Source organism: Microbaculum marinum, from assembly GCF_037855135.1.
GTDB classification, from domain to species: Bacteria; Pseudomonadota; Alphaproteobacteria; order Rhizobiales; family Tepidamorphaceae; genus Microbaculum; species Microbaculum marinum.
This window is the reverse complement of sequence record NZ_JAZHOF010000005.1, coordinates 1-20,756: the sequence shown is the minus strand read 5'-3', so window position 1 is coordinate 20,756 and position 20,756 is coordinate 1. Positions and strand designations below refer to the sequence as shown.

The window sequence follows — 20,756 nt, the reverse complement described above, 5'->3', positions numbered from 1 at the left end:
TCCCGGCGCGCCTCACCGCCTTCGATTAAGTGTCTGCCACACCCAAGCAACATCCTCAGAGTCAACAACGACACACAGGGTACAAAGAAATGAGAATCAAGCCGACGCCTTCAGTACTCGCAATGGGCATCTGCCTGCTAGCCGGCCCGGCGTGGGCCGACGTTGCGTCCGAGACGGTTCGATCGCTTTCCGCTCCGGACTCTGTTGATACGCGGATCGGCACGCTTGAGTTCAGCGACGGCATACCGTCCGACGCGACCGCGCAGAGCATCTACGACACCATCGACTTCACCCGCGCCCTCAACGTCTACAACAACAGTTTTCGCGGCGCGTCAGCCCTGGGCCTCGTGAAGGGCTTTCAGAGCGTCGGTGCGGGAAGCGGCGATGTCGTCATCTTCGAAACGCTGATGGATTCCAGCTCGCTGTTCCTGACCGCGAACGCCGACACGATCTATTACCTGAGCTGGATCGATCTATCCGACGGTCCCGTGGTGATCGACCAGCCCTCCGGCGGTCTCGGCGCGATCAACGACATGTGGTTCCAATGGGTGATCGACGTGGGCAAGCCCGGGCCCGACCGGGGGCTCGGGGGCAAGTATCTGGTCGTCGGTCCGGAATATGATGGCCCCTTGCCGCAGGGCGGGTATTTCATTGCGCACGCAAGGACCAACACGGTGCTCTACGCGCTGCGCGCCTTCATCGACAACGGCAACGATCCGAAGCCTGCCGTCGACAACATCAAGCAGAATCTCAAGATCTACCCCTACAAGCCGGGCAGCTACGGCACGCCGATTGCCGAGGCGCTGGAGGGCAAGGTCCGGCTGGAAGGCGAGCCGGAGATCCCTCAGATGAAGTTCATCGACGCCAGCGGCATGGCGTTCAACACAATTCCGCCCAGCGACTACGGCTTCTTCGAACTGCTCAACGAGAATGTACAGAACGAGCCGGCGACCAGCTACGACGTCGAACTGGCCGGCCAGATGGCCGCCATAGGCATCGTCCATGGCAAGCCGTTCAGTCCCGACGAGCGGATGAAGAAGATCCTCTCCGACGCTGCCGCGGCCGGGCAGGCATTCGGCCGGGCATTGCAATGGCAGTATGCCGAGAAACACCCGGACTGGGCCTACTACGAGGACTCCCAGTGGGGGTCGATGTTGTGGGAAGGTGGCGCCTACTTCGAAACGCCGCCGCCGCTGTTTGAGGACGGGATGTTCAAGCCGTTCCCGCCGACCGGCGCGCGCACGCTCGACAGCCGCACGGCGTTCTACTACGCCTACACGCTGGACTCCCCGGCGATGATCATGCGCATTCCCGAGGTGGGGTCTCAGTATCTCATCGCCTTCCGGGATGCGAACGGCGACGTCTTCGATGGCGCCAAGACCTACAAGGTCGACCTGCCGAAGGGCATCCCGGCGGCGGCGTTCTGGTCGTTCACCCTTTACGACAACCAGACCCGCTCGATGCTGCAGACGCCTCAGAAATACCCCCGCGCCGGTAGCCAGAGCTATCCGACACCCGCGGCGGAGGCGGCCGAAGACGGCTCGACGACGATCTGGTTCGCGCCTGAGAAGCCCGCCGACGTGGCCGAGGGCAACTGGGTTCAGACCGATCCTGAGAAGGGATGGTTCACGATCCTGCGACTCTACAGCCCGCTCCCGTCCTTTTTCGACAAGACGTGGCGGCCGAGCGAGATCGTAGGCGTGGAGTAACGGCCGGCGCAGCTGGGCCCCGGTAACGCATGCGGGTACAGATCTCAATTTATCGTGCAGAACAGGATAATCGGTGGCCGTTCATCGATTGGCTTCTGCCCGGGGCCCATGCTCGATTGATGGTGAACGGCGGCGAGGCGCGACCAGAAGGGACGCTCATGCGATCGCCTCGCCGGCGCAGACTGAGTAGGCCGCAGGTCTTGCACTTGTTGCCGTTCAATTCCCGTCTGCCGGCCCAAGCGGAAAGCAGATGTTGGATGTTCAGACCACCCCGCAGGACGTTCACCAGTCTCCGCATTTCGGGACTGGATCACGCTGGTCTGCCTGCTTGGCCTGCCCGGCCACACTCGCTGTGGCGCGCAACCATCCTGACGCCGAAGCTGTGTGTACCATGGGCTGGGGTCGGCTTCGTGGCGATCGTGCCGTGGATCCAGGCCCTGATCTCGGCGTTCAAGCCGACCGACATGCGGATGTCGCCGGTGGCTCGACATATTCTGGCAACGAGACCGAACCGATGCGAAAAAGCGCCGGTTGTGTCATCGATAGCTGTGGATCGGTCGAGGCTTCCGGTCGCATTGCTTTTGTGCAACTGCAGTAAATGTCCTGAGTGCCTGCACGGCTCCCCGTGTTGGCGGTTCTTGTCGTAAACATCCTGGGAGCGAAGTTACATGCAGAAGGTTCTTATCGGTTCGGTATTCGCATTCTTGCTGACGGCGAACGGCATAGCCTCCGCACAAAGTACAGACCCTGTCAAAGTTACTATCGACAATTTCGTCCGTGCGCAGAGCGACACCAACATGGCCGGGTATGTCAAGCGCGGCGCACTTGGCAAGTTCCTGCATGAACGCAACATGGTCAATGCTGACGACCAGATCGTGATTCGATCCAACGTCGATACGCTCTATTCCCTCATGGTGGTGGATCTCACGACGCCGGTGACGATCTACATGCCCGATTCCGGCGGCCGGTTCCAATCACTGGAGTGCCTGAGTGAGGAGCATTCGATTCAGCCAACGGTTTATGGCCCCGGCTATTTTACATTCACAAGGGAGCAGATGGGCACCCGATACGCCTTCTGCAATGTTCGCACGTTTGCCGATCCCAACGATGCCGACGATATGAAGGCCGCGCACGCCCTTCAGGATCAGATCAAGGCCGAACAGGCAAACACGGGTGAATTCCAGATTCCGAACTGGGATCAGGAGAGCCTCGCATCGTTGCGGGAGCTGCTTCAGAAGGTCGCCCAGACGAGGACGAGTACCCGCGGCTATTTCGGCATCAGGCACGACCTGAACCAGCTTTACTGGACATTGGGTGCCGCAGCCGGCTGGGGCGGCAATCCGGAGGAAGCGGCAGTCTATTCGGTCGGTCTGGTCGCCAACAATGACGGCAAGACACCCTATATGCTGCACGTTCCCAAGGACGTGCCGGTGGAGGCGTTTTGGTCGGTGACGCTTTACAATGCCGAAGGGTATTTGCCGAAGACCAAGAACAATGTCTACTCCTTCAACAGCGTTACCGCCAAGCCGAACGAAGACGGGACGTTCACCATCAGTTTCGGCGGCGACGGCCCTAACAAGTTCGAGATCATGGAAGGCTGGAATTACCTGGTGCGCATGTATCGGCCGAAACAGGAACTGATCGACGGCCACTGGCGGTTTCCTGAAGCGGTGCTCGCGAACTAGCTACGATGCTCGTCCCGGAGCAGGCGGAGAATGCATGCTCCGGGACATTTCATGCTGCATTCATCGTCGCGGCAGAGGGCAGCTCAGGTTCCATATTTCCGACTTGGCCGCTCGCAGCCGATTCCGAATCCGACCCATCTCGAATGGCAGCTTTTGGGAGCCCTCCCCTGAGCGATCCGTGATTAAACTGGGCAGGAGGACCTGCCCCAGGTTTGATCAATACTGGGACCAGACGCTGCCAGTCTCAGCCGGCTCCCATGAATGCCTTGTAGCCGGTCAACATGAACTGGATCCCCATAGCCACGACGATCAGTCCCATGTAGCGGGTGACCATATCGTGAGCCATGCCGCCGCTCTTTGAACTGCGCGTTCGCGCCGTGAGAAGCAGCAGAGCCCAGGTCAGCGCGAGCACGATCACGACAGCGGTGATGGCCGTGACCGGAACATCGAATCTCGAGTGGCTGACGGAAAGCGTTATGACGCCTGTGATCGTTCCGGGGCTCGCGGCAAAGAGAATGAGCGGCGCGAGAGACGGATCGACCGGCGCCGTCTTGCTCCCGTCATTGTCCGGCACGGTAGCGGCTCCGCGTCCGGTAAGCATTGCGATCCCGATCCAGACCAGGACGCCGCCCCCGGCCACGGAGAACGCGTCCAGTGAGACGCCGAAGACCCGGAGCAACTGGGCGCCGAAGAAAGCCGCGGCGATCAAAATCGTTAGAATGACGAGAAGCGCTTTCGTTGCATCGAGGACGCGAGCCCGACCGGCTCGCTCGCCTTCGATCTGCATGAAGATGGCTGCGCACATCGCCGGGTTGATCAGCGAAGCAATCGTCGCAATGGCCTGTAGCGTGTCCTTCATATGACCGTCGATCTCCGATGGTTACCATTTTCAAACCAGATCACTGTCCGAGCGCCGTGGCACTCGATGAGCAGGATATGTGCGCTTATCCTAGTGCCCCAGAAACCGGCAGCAGGCCACCCTTCTCACCTTGAAAGGGCCCTGACTCGTTCCTGGCGGGGGTCGCAACGTCGGAGCGGCGCTACGGGACGGGCGACGCCTGCCATCCCAGCCGAGTCCGACGGCGATCAGCATCGTTCGATACTGCGCTACCGGGGGTCGCGTGGCGTGGCCGGTTCTGTCCCGACCACCCCGTTTGCTCCTCGGCAAACACTGCTCCGGAAATACCCGGCAAAGCGGGTTCGGGGGCGGAGGCGTGGATCCAAACCTGTCCATCGTGCCGCCGGCGCAGCCAGCGAACCGGACGGTTGGTCGTTGGGCTACGAAGTGGATCCGCGAGTTCCCGAGGCCAGGAGAATAGCGGCCCTACTTGCCGATGGTCCGATCGAGAAACTCCCGGGCCAACCGTGCCATCTCGCCGGGGCGCTCCAGGAACAGCATGTGCGGGGCGCCGGCGACCTCGACATACTCAGCGCCGGGAATCCGCTCCGCGATTGCCCTGACCGAGGTCGGCGGCGTCGCCTTGTCCTCGGAGCCGGCGATGCAGAGCGTGGGCACCTCTATTGCGTCGAGCCGCGGGGCGACGTCGAGGGTTGCGATCGCACGCCAGGTCTGCGCCCAACCGGCGACGTCGTCGGCGAGCAGCCGGTCGCGGACCCGCTCGACGATGGGCTCGCCCAGGAACGAGGGGGTGAACCACCGTTGCAGGGTGTCCTGAAGCACGGCCTCCATGCCGCCCTTCTCGGCCGTCACCGCGCGCTCTTCCATCACGGCGCGCGTTTCGGGCGTGAAGGTCGCTGCGGTGGTGGACAGCACCAGCGCTGAGACATCGTGTGGATAGGCCACGGCCAGCGACTGGGCCAGCATGCCGCCGAACGACATGCCGACGACGGTGGCGGGCGCGAAAGCTCGTTCGGCGATGAGGCCGTGGATGTCGTCGACGAGGTCGTCGAGCGTCGCCGGTCGGTGGGTCGGCGTGCCGCCGTGGCCGCGCATGTCGGCGCGCATCACGGTATAGCGGTCGGACAGGCAGTCGGCGAGCGGCTTCAGAAAGGTGACGTCGAGCCCGACCGGGTGCAGCAGGAGCACGTTCGGCCCCGAGCCGTCGATGACATGGTTCAGACGAACGTCCGCCACGACCGCCTCACGGCAGGATGATCGAGCTGCCGGAGGTGCGCCGCGCCTCCAGATCGCGGTGCGCGGTGGCGACGTCGGACAGCTTGTAGCGCTGATTGACGTGGACACGCACAATGCCCTTCGAGACCATGCCGAAGACCTCCGCTGCGCGCTGCTCGAGTTCGGTGCGGTCATGGATGTAGTCGGCCAGCCCGGCGCTGGTGACATAGAGCGAGCCCATCAGGTTGAGCCGGAACAGGTCGAGAGGCGGGATCTTGCCGCCGGCGGTACCGTAGCTGACCAGCATGCCGCGTCGACGCACGCATTTCAGCGAGTCCTCGAAGGTATCTCCGCCGACCCCGTCATAGACGACGGGAAGCTTTGCGCCGCCCGTCAGTTCGAGCACGCGCGCCGGCACGTCCTCGCGCGTGTAGACGATCGGGTGGTCGCAGCCGTTCTGGCGGGCGATCTCGGCCTTTTCGTCGCTGCTCACGGTGCCGATCACGGTGACGCCGAGATGGTGTGCCCACTGGCACATGATCTGGCCGACGCCGCCGGCGGCGGCCTGGACGAGGATCGTCTCGCCGGCCTCGATCTCGTAGGCCGAGCGGATCAGGTACTGGGCGGTCAGCCCTTTCAGGATCACGGCGGCTGCCGTCTCATCGTCGATGGCCTCGGGCACCTTCACCAGGCGCGTCACCGGCATCACCGTCGCCTCCGAGTAGGCGCGCGGCGTCTCGGAGGCGTAGGCGACGCGGTCGCCCGGCGCGACGGTGGTGACGCCGTCGCCGACCGCCTCGACGACGCCGGCGGCCTCCATGCCGATCACGTGCGGGAACTCGCGCAGGGGATAGCGGCCGGTGCGGAAGTGGACGTCGGTGTAGTTCAGGCCGATCACGGTGTGGCGCACAAGCGCCTCGCCGGCCCCGGGCTCGCCGAGGTCGATCTCCTCGTCGCGCAGAACCTCCGGACCGCCGGTCTCGTGGACGCGGACTGCATGGACTCGGGTCATCGGGTGCTCCTCAATCGACCGGGCGGGCGACGACGCGAGCCGGTGCGCCGTCGGAGCCGCCGATGTTGACGGCCATGAACATCGTCTCGATGCGTCGCCCCGACAGCGGCTCGAGATTGGTCATGTGCTCGGCGATCAGGACGCCGCGGCCGAGCAGGATGTGATGGACCGGGAACTGGAAGTTCTCCGGGCGGAGATGCGCGGTCAGGTCGGGCGTCGAGAAGTCGACGCCGACGATCTTGGCGCCGTGCGCGACCAGCCATTCGGCCGCCTCCGGGCTCAGGTGCGCGTGGTCCTCGTAGGCCGGCGTGTTGATGTGGCGTCCCCTGCCGGTGTCGAGGTAGACGATGTCGCCCTCCCTCATGCGCGGTGTCGCCGCCTCCAGGTGCTCCGGCTCGATGACGCCATGGTCCGGCATGTCGAGCTTCCAGATCACGCCTTCGCCGTAGAGCCGCTCGAGCGGGATGTCGTCGATCGCCGGCGCGTCGGCGATGAAGTGGCAGGGCGCATCGAGATGGGTGCCGTTGTGGACGACCATCTGCACCTCGGTGACGTTGGCGATGTATTCGGGCTTCTTCTGCACCTGCCGGATCCGCGGCGCGGGCACCAGCGGCACCCGCGACAGGTCCTCGGTGATCACGTGGGACAGGTCGAGCCATGGGCCGGTGCCGCTGCTCGGTGCCGGCGCGGGAAGGTCCAGCCATCCCCGCCATTCATCGAGCCTGCGGGCAGGGGCTTCGCACATGTGACGTCTCCTCTGACTGTGTCCGTTGCCGAATGGAACGGATGCGGTGCAGCCGCGGCCTAGCTGCCTGCGGCCGGATCGGGATCTCCGACGATGACGCCGCTGGCGAACTCCTCGATCGTCTTGACGATGGTCGTGTAGTCGTCGTCGCCACGGCCCTCGCACATCGCCTGGAACCAGAGCTGCACGACGGTGTTGCCGACCCACATCGGCACGTCGAGGCGCTTTGCTTCCGCGAAGCACAGCGTCACGTCCTTGTACATGGTCGACAGCTTGCCGCCGTAGTCGAATGTGCGCGGCAGGACAGACTGCGGGAACTTGTCCACCGAGGCGCCGTTGCGGCCGGTCGAGGCGTTGACGACGTCGATCAGGATCCGCGCGTCGACGCCGGCCTTCACGGCCATCACGGCGGCCTCCGACGTGGCCGTCATGCAGGCCGCCGAGATCATGTTGTTGGCGAGCTTGACCACCTGCCCGTGGCCCGGCGTCTCGGAGATGTAGAAGACGTTGCCGGCCATTGCGTCGAACAGCGGCCTGACCGAGTCGAACGCATCGCGCCGTCCGGCGACCATGGTGGTCAGCCGCCCTGCGCGGGCGCCGCGCGGTCCGCCGCTGACGGGCGCGTCCAGCACCGCGATCCCCTTTCCGCCCAGCACCCGGTCGATTTCCTCCACCGCAGCCGCGCCGATCGTCGAGGTCTCGACATAGACCTTGAGATCTCCCGCATCGATCGCGCCGCCGGGATCAAGCGCGACGGCTCGGCTGACTTCGGGCGAGGGCAGGCAGGCGAATGCCACCTCGGCGCCGGCCAGGCAGTCGGCCACCGACGTGGCCCCGCGCGCGCCGCGGTCCACCAGCGGTGCCATGGCCTCCGGGCTGCGGTCGTAGACGGCGATCTCGAGCCCGGCGTCGACCAGCCGCTCGGCCATCGGCGCACCCATCTGTCCGGTGCCGAGAAATGCGATCTTCATGATGTTCATCCGCCCCATGCGTTACCGGCGGCCGAGGCCGACTGGCCGCCGTCTATGACGATGTCGGTGCCGGTGATGAAGGCGGCCTCGTCGGAGGCCAGGAAAGCCACCGCGTGCGCGACGTCCCAGCCGGTGCCGAAGCGGCCGGCCGGCACCTGGTCGAGCCGCCGGTTGAGGACCTCCTCCCAGTCGTCGGGATTGGCCCGCTTCAGCCGGTCGGTGATGCGCGGCGTCGCCATGTAGCCGGCAAGCACCGCGTTGCAGCGGATGCCCTTCGAGGCGTACTGGACGCCGATGTTCTGGGTGAGCTGCCGGACCGCGCCCTTCGAGGCCGAGTAGCCGACATTGTTGTAGGTGTAGCGGTGGCCGGCGACCGAGGCGTTGTTGACGATCGAGCCCCCGCCCTGATCGAGCATCGCCGGGATCACCGCGCGGCAGGTCAGGTACATGCTCTTGACGTTGACGGTCATCAGCCGGTCCCAGTCCTCCTCGGCGAGTTCCAGCGGCCCGCCGAGCACTTGCAGGCCGACATTGTTGAACAGGATGTCGATGCGACCGTAGACCTTCAGGCATTCGGCCGCCATCGCATTCACTTCGGCAGCGGAGGTGACGTCTGCGGTATAGGCGGTCGCACGCCCCCCTTCGCCTTCGATGATCGCCCGCGTCTCCTCTGCCGCCTCGGGATTGCGGTCGACGGCGAACACGCTGGCGCCCTCGCGCGCCAGCACGACGGCGGTCGCCTTGCCGTTGCTCCAGCCCTCCGCGATCGAGCCGGCGCCCGATACGATCGCAACCTTGTTGTCCAGCCGTCCCATCGAAACGATCGCGTCCTCAGTCAGGAAGGACCCGCGCCCCGGCCGGGGCGCGGGCAGGTCCTCGAAAAGAGCGTCAGTTCTGCGGCCAGCGCGGCTCCCCGAAGGCCGATTCCGTCGGAAACACCGACACCGGCACGCCATCCTGCCACTGCACGATGACGAGCTGGCCACCGGTGCGCCGTCCGGCCTCGTCGAAGGCGACCTCGCCGGGAAACGCCGTGGCGGCCGGACCCTCGGTGATCGTCATCTCGTGGATCGCCTTGGCGATCGCCTCGGTGTCGGCGCTGCCCACTTTCTCGAGCGCCTCCTTGATGATCCACATGTCGCCGTAGGCGGTGATCGCGTCCTGGGTGATCCAGGGCTCGCCGGTCCGCTCCTTGAACTTCTCGATGATCTCCTCGTGTCCCTTCAGCCCCCAGTCGGCGGCGATGAACATGACCCCTTCCAGGAGGTCGGGCGAGACGTTGTTGACCACTTCCGGCGCGCCCATGTGGGCGCCGTTGCCGATCACCGGGACGTCGATGCCGAACTCGTTCAGCTTCTCCAGCCCGAGCTTCAGGTCGGAGATCGTCGAGGAGATGAACAGCAGGAACTCAGGACGCGAGGACCGGACCTTCTGGATCAGCGGCGTCGCATCCGACAGCGGCGGGGTATAGGTCTCGTCCATGACGACCTCGATCCCCATCTCCTCCATGCCGCCTTCGCGCATCGGCTTGAGGAAGGCCACCGGCGACGCGGTGTTGTCGCCGATGATGCCGACGGTCTTGGGAATCCCGCCGGTCGCCTTCTTGGCGAGCTCGACGATCGTCGGCAGCGAATTCGCAGACTGCTGGCTTGCCGGCAGCGAGGTCTGAAAGATGTAGTCGAAGTCGCGCTCCGTCAGGCTGTCGGCGTAGGAGAGCGTCAGCCACGGCACCTTGGCCCGCTCGGTGACCTCTGTGACGGCCAGCGTGAACGAGGACAGCCAGGCGCCGGTGCCGCCGACCAGGTCCGGCTCCTGGGCGATCAGCCGCTGCGCGGCATTCTTGGCCTTCTCCGGCGAGTCGCCGGCATCCGCAGAGACCAGCTCCAGCTTGGCGCCGCCCATCGACTTGATGCCGCCGAGCTCGTTGATCTCGTCGACCGCCATTTCGGCGCCCATCTGGATCAGCTGTCCCTGCCGCGCCCACGGGCCCGACAGCGGCGCGATCACGGCGACCTTGAGCGTTTCCTGCGCCCCGGCGGGACCTGGGCCCGCGGCAAGTGCGGCGACGGCGATTGCCGAAGCGCCTGCCAGGCCGACGAATCTTCTGGATATCGAAGTCATTTCACTTCCTCCCTTGGTGACGTGCGCCTTCCGGGGCGGCCGGCGCGCCGGCCCTTCACATCCCCAGATACGCACGGCGAACCTGTTCGTTGGACATCAGCGCGTCGTGCGTTCCCTCCAGCACGACGCGTCCCGTCTCCAGCACGTAGCCGAGGTCGCAGGACTCGAGCGCCTCGGCGACGCGCTGTTCCACCAGCAGGATCGTCAGGTTGTGCTGCTGATGAATCTGGTGAACCCGGTCGAAGATCGCGTCGACGATCGTCGGCGCCAGACCCATCGACGGCTCGTCGAGCATCAAGAGCTCCGGCGCCGAGGCGAGTCCGCGGCCGATCGCCAGCATCTGCTGCTCGCCGCCCGACAGCGTGCCGGCGAGCTGGTCCTTGCGCTCGTCGAGTACCGGGAAGAGGTCGAGGATGCTCGGCAGCAGGGTCTTCCAGTCGACCCGGCCGCGGCCCGCATAGGCGCCCATCTCCAGGTTCTCCAGCACCGTCATGGAGGCGAATACCTGCCGCCCTTCCGGGACATGGGCGATGCCGAGGCGGGCGCGTTCGGCGGGCGGCATCTTCATCAGGTCGCGGCCGCCATAGGTGATTTCGCCCGACAGCGGCGTCACCGATCCGGAGATCGCCTTGAACAGCGTCGTCTTGCCGGCGCCGTTGGGGCCGACGACGGCGACGAACTGTCCCTCCCCGACCTCGATGGAGAGGTCGGTCAGGGCATGCAGCCCGCCATAGGCGACGTTAAGCGACCGGATCCTGAGCACGATCCATCCATTTCCTGCCGAGATAGGCCTCGATGACCCTGGGGTCCTTGACGACGCTGGCCGGTGCGCCGCCGGCGATCAGGCTGCCGTGGTCGAGCACGGAGAATGCATCTGCCAGCTTCACCATCGCCTGCATGGTGTGCTCGATTATCACCACGGTGACGCCCTCGCGGTTGACCTGGCGGATCACCGCCAGGATGTCGTCGAGCTCGGCGTGGCCGAGCCCGGCCAGGGTTTCGTCGAGCAGCAGCAGCCGGGGCCGGGCGGCAAGCGCGCGGGCAAGCTCCATCAGCCGCAGCTGCTTGGTGGGCAGGCCGCTCGCCGTGGCGGTGATCTGGTCGCCGGAGAGGCCGACGCGCTGCAGCGCTTCGCGGGCACGGTGGACGGCCTCCGCGTCGGTGGCGGCGTGCACATAGGCGCCGACCATGACGTTCTCGAGCACGCTCATGCGCGGGAAGGCGCGGACCACCTGGAACGTCCGCCCGAGGCCGAGCGCGCAGACCTTGTGCGGCTTCAGACCGACCAGTTCGCCGCCCTCGAAGCGGATCGACCCGGACTCTGCCTTCAGGAAGCCGTTGATGACGTTGAACAGCGTCGTCTTGCCGGCGCCGTTGGGCCCGATGATGCCGTGGATCGAGCCTTCGCGGACGGTCAGGGTGACGTTGTCCACGGCTTTCAGGCCGCCGAAGGACAGGGAAACGTTCTCGAGTTCGAGCAGGGGGCCGCCGAGCGTCCGGTCGCCGGCTGCAGGCACGGGCGCGGCCGGGAACGCGACGTCCGGCGCCGGCGCGGCTTCCGCCGGGGCGCCGGCCCGGCGGCGCCTGGCGAGGCGGTCGCGAATGCTCCAGTAGATGCCGTCCGGCGCCGACAGGATGATGACGATGATGGCGACCCCGTAGACGACGCCCTGAATGCCGGGAACGATGTGGCCGAGCTCGGCATGCAGCGTCTCGGCCAGCGGCACCAGCACGATCGCGCCGATCACCGGGCCCCAGTAGACGCCGACGCCGCCGAACAGGGTGAGGATCAGCGCCTGCGCCGAGACCAGCATGCCGAACAGGCTCGGCGGCGTGACCACCAGCACGACGACGGCGTAGAACCCGCCGGCGGCAGCCGCCATCGCCGAGGACACCATCATGGCGTACATCTTCCACCGCCACGAATCGATGCCTGCGGCCTCCGCGGCCAGTTCGTTCTGCTTGACGGCCAGCAGCGACATGCCGAACCGGGTCCGTTCGGCGAGCAGCGACACCAGCATGCAGATCACCAGCATGCCGAGCGCCAGGGCGATATAGACGCGCTGGTCGGAAAACTGCATGAACGCGGCGGGCGCCTCGCGCATCATCGGCAGCGAGACTTCCTGGTAGCCGAGCCACTCGAACACGTAGAGCATGGCGAGCGGGTAGGCGAGCATCGACAGGGCGAAGTAGTGGCCGCGCAGCCGGAAGGTCGGGATGCCGATGATGATGCCGGCAAGCACGCCGACGACGATTCCGATCGGGATGCCGAGCCATGGCGTGATGCCGAAATCGACGAAGGCGATCGTCATCGCGTAGCCGCCGAGGCCGAAGAAGCTCGCCTGGCCGAAGGAGATCATGCCCGAGTAGCCGGACAGGAAGTTCCAGCTCATCGCCAGCGTGGCCCAGACCAGCACAAGCGTCATGATGAGCTGGTAGTAGGAATCCTGTACCGCGAAGCTGATCGCCAGGTAGGCGCCGGCAAACAGCGCGATCAGGCCGATCTCGCGGCCGATGCCCTCGCGGGTGCCGCGCATCAGGCGCGCTCCCAGACGCGGCCGAACATGCCGCGCGGCCTGAAGAAGATGATCAGCAGGAAGACCACGAACACTGCGGTGTTCTGGAGCTGGTAGGGCAGGATGAGCGTCGACATCTGCTGGACCAGACCGATGGTGAGGCCGCCCCAGAAGGCGCCGAGAATGCTGCCCAGCCCGCCGAGCACCACGCCTGCGTACATGACGATGACGAAGTCGAGGCCGATATAGGGCTGGAAGGTCTGGGTGGAGGCGATCAGTCCTCCGGCGACTGCGGTGATCGCGCAGCCGAGCGACCAGGCGAAGCGGTGCGAGCGGTCGACGTCGACGCCGACATAGGACGCGGCGACCGGATTGTCGGCGGCGGCGCGGATCGCCTTGCCGAGCGTCGAGCGGCTGAGGAACAGGTAGAGCGCGGCGGCGCTGAGCACCGATATGAAGAAGCCGACGGTGCGCGCCTTGTTCAGGAAGATCAGCCCGATCGACCAGCTCTCCCGCGACATCGGCGTGGGGATCGAGACCGGCAGCGACCCGAACACGATGAGCCCGCCATTGGCGAGCACCAGCGCGATGCCGAGCGTCAGGATGATCTGCGCGTAGTGGCCCTCGGCCTCGGACGAGACGACCCGAGCACCAGTGACGTGCCTGACCAGGAACAGGTGGATGAACCAGCTGATGACGAAGACGACCGGACCGGCGAGCGCCGCTGCGGCGACGGGTCCCGCATAGGGGCCGAGGAGCACGCCGAGACCGAGCAGCGTGAACATGTAGTAGGCCCCGTACATGCCGAGCATCATGAAGTCGCCCTGGCCAAAATTGATGACCCGCATGACGCCGAAGATGATGCCGAGGCCGACGCACATCAGGCCGTAGATTCCGCCGACCAGAAGCCCGGCGCTCATCGCCTGGAAGAAGTCGACGAAAAACCACTTGAGTTCTTCCACCGGGCTCTCCGCTCAGCCGTGGGGCGGGCTTGAAGGACCGGGCGGCAGGCATGCCTGCTGTCGGCAGTTCGGGTGAAAACGGGATGGCGGCCTGGGGCAGCCGAAAGGAGGCAGATGGCACGCCGCGCCGTGGCTATCTCTAGCCATTGTCTCGACTTCCTCCCTGTGGCGCGGCCGTTCCGGACATCTCCGCCGGCAGCCGAGCTGTTTCATTGTGTCGACACTTCAGGGAAGGTTAGTGGGTGTGATACCGCTCCGTCAACCGCAAAGGTGCGCGCGGGCGGGGTTGCGAAACAGCCGGCGTCAATTGGCTGCCCGCCCTCGTGGTTCGAGACGCCTTGCTTGCGCAAGGCTCCTCACCATGAGGGCCACATTTGGCTGCAAATCAAACGCGGCATGAATTGAGCCTCATGGTGAGGAGGGCTCGTCAGAGCCCGTCTCGAACCACGAGGCGCTGGCGAGGGCGGGTCCGTCCGCACCTCGGGGCGAAGGCTGCCGGCCACTGCAAGGTGCGACGCCTGCTGGTGGAGCGCGGCCGCTTCGATCCGGCCGGTCCTTCCCGTCACCCGGCCTCAGCCGATCGCGCGCTCTTCGCGCAGGACTTCGGCTGCGACGCGCATGGCGTCGAGCGCGGCGGGCGCCCCGCAATAGACGGCGGCCTGCAGCAGCACTTCCTTGACCTCGTCCACGCTCACGCCGTTGCGCAGCGCGCCGCGCACGTGGGCTTTGAGTTCATGCGGTCTGTTAAGCGCCGTCAGCATGGCGAGGGTGGCGATGGACCGGGATTTCCGGTCGAGTCCCGGACGCGTCCACACGCCTGCCCACGCCCATTCGGTAACGAGCTTCTGCATGTCCGCGGTGAAGTCGTCGGCGCGGTTCAGCGACGCGTCGACATGGGCATCGCCCAGCACCTCGCGGCGCATCCTCTCGCCTCTTGCGAACTGTTCGGTATCGAATTCGGGCCGTTCCGCCATGTCCCTCTCCCTCGCCGACGCACGGCCTCAGCCGCCGCGAAAAGTGTATACACTCTGCCGCGGCCTGTCTTGGGACCGACGCGTGGGTTCCGCCAAAGGAAACGGGAGCGGTCACATCGTAAACGCCCAGACCTCCGGCTCGAGGGCGTAGGCGTCGCCGCGGCGAACGACGTGGGCGAAGGCCGGGTAGTGGACATGCATGCCTGCGACCAGCAGACCGTCGCTCGCCGCCATGTCGAACATGCGCCGGCGCGTCGCGACAGCCTGTTCGGGATCGCTGTCGAACACCATCGTCACTTCCGGGTGGCGCGACTGGATATCCGGGACATGGACGATGTCGCCCCAGATCAGCAGCGCGTCGTCGCCGGAGGCGACCTGGTAGCCGGTATGGCCGGGCGTGTGGCCGGCAAGGGGCACCGCGGTGACGTTCGGCAGTACCTCGCCGGCGGCGTGGCGGACGCGGTCGCGGTATGGTCCGGTCTGGAAGCGGCCCCAGCCGAAATAGCGGGTCTTCTGGCTCTCGGTGGCGCGCGCCATCGCAGCGTCGTCGTACCAGTGGCCGATTTCCTGCTCGGACACCACGAGTTCGGCATTTGGAAACAGCGCGGTGCCGTCTTCCGCCGTCAGTCCGTTGGAGTGGTCGGGATGCATGTGGGTCAGCAGCACCGTGTCGACGTCGGCGAGAGTCAGGTCCATCCTCGCCAGCAGACCCGGCAGCCGGCCGAGCGTCGGCCCCATCGTCTCGCCGGACCCGGTGTCGACGAGGCCGACCCTCTCGCCCGTCTGGATCAGGAAGCAGTTCACGGAGATGCGCGGCGGCGACGGGCGGTAGGCACCCTTGAGGAGGCTGTCGGCGTCGGCAGGCTCGATGTCTCGGAGAACCTCGAACGGCGCGTCCAGGTAGCCGTCGGACAGGGCGGTGACGGTGACGTCGCCGATGCGCCGGTGATAGAGGCCGGCAACTTGTTCGATCGGGGCTGAGCCCATGCTATTCCTCCAGAGTTCGTTCAGGCGCTGCGCAGCCGCGTTGCGGCGGCCTCCGACAGCGGCAGTTCCTTGAGGTCGGCGATTTCCTCCAGCGCCATCATGGCGCCGAACAGCCCGTCGGACTGCGGCACAGGCAGGCGACCGGTGACGCAGTCGCGAAACTTCGCCTTCAGGCCGTCGCGGTCGAGCGGCAGCTGCCAGCTTCCCCGCGCGTACTGCACGGGAGCGTGCGTCAGCACCTGGCCGGACACCGTCTCGACCTCGACCGTGTCGGGCGGCGCGTCCGGCAGGCCGCCGAGACCGTCGTGGATCGCCGCGAGCTTCACCTTCTCCATCGCGCCGATCACCTCGGGTCGGGCGACGAAGCCGTCGCTCAGTTCGGCGATGCCGACGCGCCGGGCGACAAGCGAGCTCGCCATCGCGAACTCCATCGAGAACTTCGCCTCCAGCCCCGTCTTCGGCGTGTGGTTGCGCAGGATCAGCAGTTCGGGCGTCCCCGCGCCGACGCGAATCTCGCGCACGTCGTCGGGCTTCAGGTCGTTGTCGTTGACGATGTCGAGCATCGCGTCGATGGCGCGGTGCGTGCAGTAGCACAGCGGATAGCCCTTGATGTTGATCCCGAGTTCCGCCATCCGCCAGGTCCGGCCGAGACCGTGGTCGCGATCGGCGATGTCCGGCGTCCCCGACGCCGAATGCGCCATCATGAAGCCGGTGCGGTGTTCGAGAATGTCAGGGGCCGCGGTGAAGCCGGCCTGCGCCAGCCGCGCCGCGATGACGCCGTTCTGCGCCGTGCGGCCGGCATGCAGCGGCTTGGTCATGGTCCCGAAATTGGCGACCAGTCCCGAGGCGAGCGAGGCGGCGATGCCGATCGCATGACCGGCGCGTTCCGCATCCAGGCCGTGCAGGACCGCGCAGGCGCCGGCTGCCGAGATCGTGCCCATCACCGCTGTCGGGTGAAAGCCGCGCTCGTGCATGATGCCCGGCTCGAGCGCCTTCAGCAGCGCCCACAGTTCGTAGCCGGCGACATAGGCGGCAAGCGCCCGCTGTCCCGAAACGCCGAGCGCCCAGCCTTCCGCCAGGATCGCCGGCGTCATCGCCGCGCTCGGATGGCCGTCCATGCCTACGTCGTCGTAGTCGAGCGCGTGGCCTGCCACCCCGTTCACCAGCGCCGCGTCGGGCGCCGAATACAGGTCGCCCGAGGGGATCAGCGGCGCCGCGCCATCGATGCCGGCCGCCGGGGAGACGATTCCCGCGACGAGCCGGACGGCCTCCTCCTCGCATCCCGCGATCGTCACCGCGACGCAGTCGGTCATGCCGGATTTCGCCGCGTCGGTGAGCCTGTCCGGTATCGCCTCGTAGGTGATCGATGCGACGAAGTCCGCCGCCTGGCGTGTCAGTCCGGTCATCCGTCTGGCTCCCTCAGGTTTCGCTTCCTGTCGGCCCGGCTTTGCCGCCTCAATAGGACCGCGGCATGCCGAGCACGTGCTGGCCGATATAGGCGAGGATCAGGTTCGTGGAGATCGGCGCGGTCTGGTAGAGCCGGACCTCGCGCCACTTGCGTTCGATGTCGTATTCGCGGGCGTAGCCGAAGCCGCCGTGGGTCTGCAGGGTGGCGTCGGCGGCATGCCAGGTCGCCTCGGAGGCGAGCAGCTTGGCCATGTTGGCTTCCGAGCCGCACGGCCTGCCGGCGTCGAACAGGGCGGCCGCCTTGCGGCACATCAGGTCGGCGGCCTCCAGCTCCGCATAGGCGCGCGCGAGGGGAAACTGCACCCCCTGGTTGGCGCCGATCGGCTTGCCGAAGACGACGCGCTCGCCAGCGTATTCGACGCCGCGCTTCAGGAGCCAGCGGCCGTCGCCGACGCATTCGGAGGCAACCAGGATCCGCTCCGCGTTCATGCCGTCGAGGATATAGCGGAAGCCCTTGCCTTCCTCGCCGATCAGGTTTTCGGCCGGGACCTTGAGATTGTCGATGAACACTTCGGTGGTGTTGTGGTTGAGCAGCGCCTTGATCGGCTTGATCTCGACGCCGTTGCCGCGCGCCTCGCGCAGGTCGACCAGGAACACCGACAGGCCGTCGGTGCGCTTCTTGACCTGGTCGGCCGGCGTCGTCCGGGCGAGCAGCAGCATCAGGTCGGAATAGAGCGCCCGCGATGTCCACACCTTCTGCCCGTTGACCACGTAGTGGTCGCCGTCCTTCACCGCGCGGGTCTTGAGCTGGGTGGTGTCGGAGCCGGTGGTAGGCTCGGTGACGCCGAAGGCCTGCAGCCGCAGGTCGCCGGAGGCGATGCCCGGCAGGTACTTGCGCTTCTGCTCCTCGCTGCCGTGCCTGAGCAGCGTGCCCATGATGTACATCTGCGCGTGGGCGGGACTGGCCGTGCAGCCGGAACCGTTGATCTCCTCGAGGATGACGGCGGCCGCCCTGAGCGGCAGGCCCGAGCCGCCGTACACCTCGGGTATCAACGCGCCCAGGAAGCCGCTCTCGGTCAGCGCCTCGACGAAGGCGCTCGGATAGGCCTGCTGCTCGTCGAGGTCGCGCCAGTAGGACGGCGGATAGTCGGCGCAGATCCGGCGAACCGCCTCGCGCAGTTCGGGGTAGTCCTCGCCGACGTCGACGCCGACCGTCTCGGTGGCGGCATCCCGATTGTACTGATCCATCCTCGTGTCTCTCGTCTGCCGGCCGCTACGCTGCCGCGTCGATCGGCGCACGGAAGGTCTTGGGAAGACCCGCCTCGGCGATCGATCCGGAAAAGCGTTCGCCCGGCAGCCAGCCCTCGACCATGCGGCGCACCTCGACCAGCGCCTCGATGTCGACGCCGGTATCGAAACCGAGCGCCTCGAGAAGGAACACCGTGTCCTCGCTGTCGATGTTGCCGCTGGCCCCGGGTGCGAACGGGCAGCCGCCGAGACCCCCGAGCGAGGCGTCGAACGCCCTCACACCGACCTCGAGGGCTGCGGTGACGTTGGCCAGGCCGAGGCCGCGGGTGTCGTGGAAGTGGGAGGCGACGGGAATGTCGCCCGCCTCGCGGACGACCGCGCCCATGATGCGGCGGACCTGTCCAGGGTTGCCGTAGCCGACCGTGTCTGCGACGGCGATCTCGTCGGCGCCGAGTTCCAGCAGTTTCGCCGCGATCTCGACCACACGCTTTTCCGACACGGGCCCGGAGATGGTGCAGCCGTAGGAGGTGGCGATACCCGAACCAACCTTCACCTTGCCCGGAGCGATCTCGTCGCGCAACGCGATGATGCGCGCGAAGTCGTCGATCGACTCCTGCGTGCTGCGGCGGACATTGGCGAGATTGTGCTCCTCGCTCGCCGACAGCACGTAGTTGATCTTGGCGATCCCGGCTTCCATCGCGAACTGCGCGCCCTTCAGGTTCGGCACCAGGGCGGCGGCGGTGAAGCCGCCCATCGCGACGGCGCCGCGCGCCACGTCACCCGCATCGGCGAACTGCGGCACCACGTGCGGCGGCACGAACGACGTCACCTCGATCTCCGACACGCCCGTCGCCGCCTCGCGACGGCACCATTCGAGCTTCTGTTCGGTCGTCAGGATCGTCTTGACGAGCTGCAGCCCGTCGCGCGGACCCACCTCGCGCAGAAAAGCCTTCTCGGCCATCGTCAGCTCCTTTCAGCGTTCATGCGGGCCGCTTGCCCTGTCGCCCGGTCATCAGCGGCCCTTGAAGTCCGGCTTGCGCTTCTCGTTGAAGGCAAGCACGCCCTCGCGGCGATCTTCTGTCGGCACCATCCGGTTGTAGGCCTCGATCTCCATTGCCAGCCCGTCCCAGATCGACATGTCGAGTCCGCGCGAGATCGCCTGCTTGGCCTGGCGCACCGAAATCGGCGCGTTGCCGGCGATGCGTGCCGCGGTCTTCAAGACCTCCGGCATCAAGTCGTCGGGCTCGCAGATCCTGTTGACGAGGCCCCAGTCCGCCGCCTCCTGAGCCGAAAAGGGCAGGCCGGTAAAGATCAGTTCCTTGGCGCGCCGCGACCCCATGGCCCGGGCCAGGTTCTGCGTGCCGCCGGCGCCCGGCATGATGCCGAGCGTCACCTCGGTGAGGGCGAAGCGGGCGTTCGAGGCAGCGTAGACGAAGTCGCAGGCCGACGAGATCTCGCAGCCGCCGCCATAGGCGGCCCCGTTGACGGCTGCGATGAGCGGCAGCGGGCAGCCGATGATCGCGCGCACCATGCGCTCGAAGATGGCATGCTGGGCAGCCCAGGTCTCGTCGCTCATCCCCTTGCGTTCCTTCAGGTCGCCGCCGGCGCAGAACGCCTTCCGGCCGCTGCCGGTCAGGACGACGCAGCGCAGGTCCTGGTGGTCGATGGCGAGCTTCTCGAACACCGCCATCAGGTCGAGCCCCATCTGGGTGTTCATGGCGTTCGCCGAGTCGGGCCGGTTCAGGGTGACGACCAGGACGTGGTCTTCCGGGCGGTCGAGGGAAAGGGTGTCGAACGTCTCAGCCAACTGGCGTCTCCGAAGGTTTCCGTTTCAATATCCGGTTGTGCTCGCCGAGCTTTGGTGCGCGTCGGGTTGTGCGGGGTCGTTTGGCGTCGAGGCTGAGCGGCACGCCGACCAGCGGCAGGCCGGCATCATCGTCGCATTCGACGGTCATTTCCAGCGCCTGCGTCTGCGGGTGGCGCGCCACCTGGTCGGTGGTCAGGAGCGGCGCGTTGGGGACCCCGAGCGCATCGAGCCGCGCCGCAAGCTCGTCCGGCGCGCAGGTCGCCACCTTCGCCGCGATCATCGGGATCAGCCGCACGCGGTTGACCACCCGCGCCGAGTTGGTCGCAAAGGCCGGGTCGGCGGCAAGCTCGTCCAGGCCCAGCACCGAGCACAGCTTGCGGAACAGGTTGTCGTTGCCCGCCGCGATCATCAGCCAGCCGTCCGCCGTCTCGAACGCCTGGTAGGGCACGATCTCCGCAACCCCCGACCCGTACGGCTTGCGCACGTCGCCGGCCGCCTCGTAGCCCGCCAGCGGGATCGTCATCCAGGCAAGCCCGGT

The 20,756-nt window shown here is 66.5% G+C and carries 19 protein-coding genes; 2 read left to right on the top strand and 17 right to left on the bottom strand.

The features are described 5' to 3' along the window. Nucleotides 1-89 precede the first annotated feature (89 nt). Together V3328_RS12895 and V3328_RS12890 are read left to right on the top strand one after the other, a co-directional pair. Nucleotides 90-1,709: a DUF1254 domain-containing protein gene (locus tag V3328_RS12895; RefSeq protein WP_340330084.1), complete on the top strand. Its 1,620-nt coding sequence runs from the start codon at nucleotides 90-92 to the stop codon at nucleotides 1,707-1,709. A gap of 668 nt (nucleotides 1,710-2,377) precedes the next feature. Next, nucleotides 2,378-3,394 carry a DUF1214 domain-containing protein gene (locus V3328_RS12890; protein WP_340330083.1) on the top strand — a complete coding sequence of 339 codons (1,017 nt, stop codon included), beginning with the start codon at nucleotides 2,378-2,380 and terminating at the stop codon, nucleotides 3,392-3,394. Nucleotides 3,395-3,638: 244 nt separating this feature from the next. Here the strand turns inward: V3328_RS12890 and V3328_RS12885 are convergent, their stop codons facing one another. The 17 genes from V3328_RS12885 to V3328_RS12805 all read right to left on the bottom strand — a co-directional run. Continuing rightward, nucleotides 3,639-4,253: a MarC family protein gene (locus V3328_RS12885; RefSeq protein WP_340330082.1), complete on the bottom strand. Its 615-nt coding sequence runs from the start codon at nucleotides 4,251-4,253 to the stop codon at nucleotides 3,639-3,641. Nucleotides 4,254-4,718: 465 nt separating this feature from the next. Beyond that, complete coding sequence (locus V3328_RS12880) at nucleotides 4,719-5,489, bottom strand: alpha/beta fold hydrolase (protein WP_340330081.1); 771 nt, start codon at nucleotides 5,487-5,489, stop codon at nucleotides 4,719-4,721. Nucleotides 5,490-5,496: 7 nt separating this feature from the next. Then, the gene (locus V3328_RS12875) at nucleotides 5,497-6,480 is read right to left on the bottom strand and encodes a quinone oxidoreductase family protein (RefSeq protein WP_340330080.1); all 984 of its coding nucleotides are present in this window, start codon (nucleotides 6,478-6,480) and stop codon (nucleotides 5,497-5,499) included. Between the two features lie 10 nt (nucleotides 6,481-6,490). Beyond that, nucleotides 6,491-7,225, bottom strand: a complete 735-nt coding sequence (locus tag V3328_RS12870) for a cyclase family protein (RefSeq protein ID WP_340330079.1) — start codon at nucleotides 7,223-7,225, stop codon at nucleotides 6,491-6,493. Nucleotides 7,226-7,284: 59 nt separating this feature from the next. Next, the gene (locus tag V3328_RS12865; RefSeq protein ID WP_340330078.1) at nucleotides 7,285-8,196 is read right to left on the bottom strand and encodes an NAD(P)-dependent oxidoreductase; all 912 of its coding nucleotides are present in this window, start codon (nucleotides 8,194-8,196) and stop codon (nucleotides 7,285-7,287) included. 5 nt (nucleotides 8,197-8,201) lie between these two features. Then, nucleotides 8,202-9,011, bottom strand: a complete 810-nt coding sequence (locus V3328_RS12860; protein ID WP_340330077.1) for an SDR family NAD(P)-dependent oxidoreductase — start codon at nucleotides 9,009-9,011, stop codon at nucleotides 8,202-8,204. 73 nt (nucleotides 9,012-9,084) lie between these two features. Beyond that, complete coding sequence (locus tag V3328_RS12855) at nucleotides 9,085-10,317, bottom strand: ABC transporter substrate-binding protein (protein ID WP_340330076.1); 1,233 nt, start codon at nucleotides 10,315-10,317, stop codon at nucleotides 9,085-9,087. A gap of 55 nt (nucleotides 10,318-10,372) precedes the next feature. Then, the gene (locus tag V3328_RS12850) at nucleotides 10,373-11,080 is read right to left on the bottom strand and encodes an ABC transporter ATP-binding protein (RefSeq protein ID WP_340330075.1); all 708 of its coding nucleotides are present in this window, start codon (nucleotides 11,078-11,080) and stop codon (nucleotides 10,373-10,375) included. Then, nucleotides 11,058-12,854 carry a branched-chain amino acid ABC transporter ATP-binding protein/permease gene (locus V3328_RS12845; protein ID WP_340330074.1) on the bottom strand — a complete coding sequence of 599 codons (1,797 nt, stop codon included), beginning with the start codon at nucleotides 12,852-12,854 and terminating at the stop codon, nucleotides 11,058-11,060. Before V3328_RS12845 ends, V3328_RS12850 begins: the two co-directional genes overlap by 23 nt. Next, complete coding sequence (locus tag V3328_RS12840; RefSeq protein WP_340330073.1) at nucleotides 12,854-13,795, bottom strand: branched-chain amino acid ABC transporter permease; 942 nt, start codon at nucleotides 13,793-13,795, stop codon at nucleotides 12,854-12,856. The genes V3328_RS12845 and V3328_RS12840 overlap by 1 nt, the downstream gene beginning before the upstream one ends. A gap of 572 nt (nucleotides 13,796-14,367) precedes the next feature. Further along, nucleotides 14,368-14,769 (bottom strand): carboxymuconolactone decarboxylase family protein, encoded by a 402-nt coding sequence (locus tag V3328_RS12835; protein WP_340330072.1) that lies wholly within the window; start codon nucleotides 14,767-14,769, stop codon nucleotides 14,368-14,370. A gap of 111 nt (nucleotides 14,770-14,880) precedes the next feature. Continuing rightward, on the bottom strand, nucleotides 14,881-15,756 hold the full coding sequence (locus V3328_RS12830; protein ID WP_340330071.1) for an MBL fold metallo-hydrolase: 876 nt from the start codon (nucleotides 15,754-15,756) through the stop codon (nucleotides 14,881-14,883). A gap of 20 nt (nucleotides 15,757-15,776) precedes the next feature. Next, the gene (locus tag V3328_RS12825; RefSeq protein WP_340330070.1) at nucleotides 15,777-17,162 is read right to left on the bottom strand and encodes an MmgE/PrpD family protein; all 1,386 of its coding nucleotides are present in this window, start codon (nucleotides 17,160-17,162) and stop codon (nucleotides 15,777-15,779) included. Between the two features lie 49 nt (nucleotides 17,163-17,211). Further along, complete coding sequence (locus V3328_RS12820) at nucleotides 17,212-18,411, bottom strand: acyl-CoA dehydrogenase family protein (protein ID WP_340330069.1); 1,200 nt, start codon at nucleotides 18,409-18,411, stop codon at nucleotides 17,212-17,214. Nucleotides 18,412-18,436: 25 nt separating this feature from the next. Further along, a complete protein-coding gene (locus V3328_RS12815) occupies nucleotides 18,437-19,372 on the bottom strand; it encodes a hydroxymethylglutaryl-CoA lyase (protein WP_340330068.1) in 936 nt (311 codons plus the stop codon). Between the two features lie 51 nt (nucleotides 19,373-19,423). Further along, the gene (locus tag V3328_RS12810; RefSeq protein WP_340330067.1) at nucleotides 19,424-20,218 is read right to left on the bottom strand and encodes an enoyl-CoA hydratase-related protein; all 795 of its coding nucleotides are present in this window, start codon (nucleotides 20,216-20,218) and stop codon (nucleotides 19,424-19,426) included. Beyond that, on the bottom strand, nucleotides 20,211-20,756 hold a 546-nt coding region (locus V3328_RS12805; RefSeq protein WP_340330066.1), incomplete at its 5' end, for a CoA transferase. The genes V3328_RS12805 and V3328_RS12810, both read right to left, overlap by 8 nt.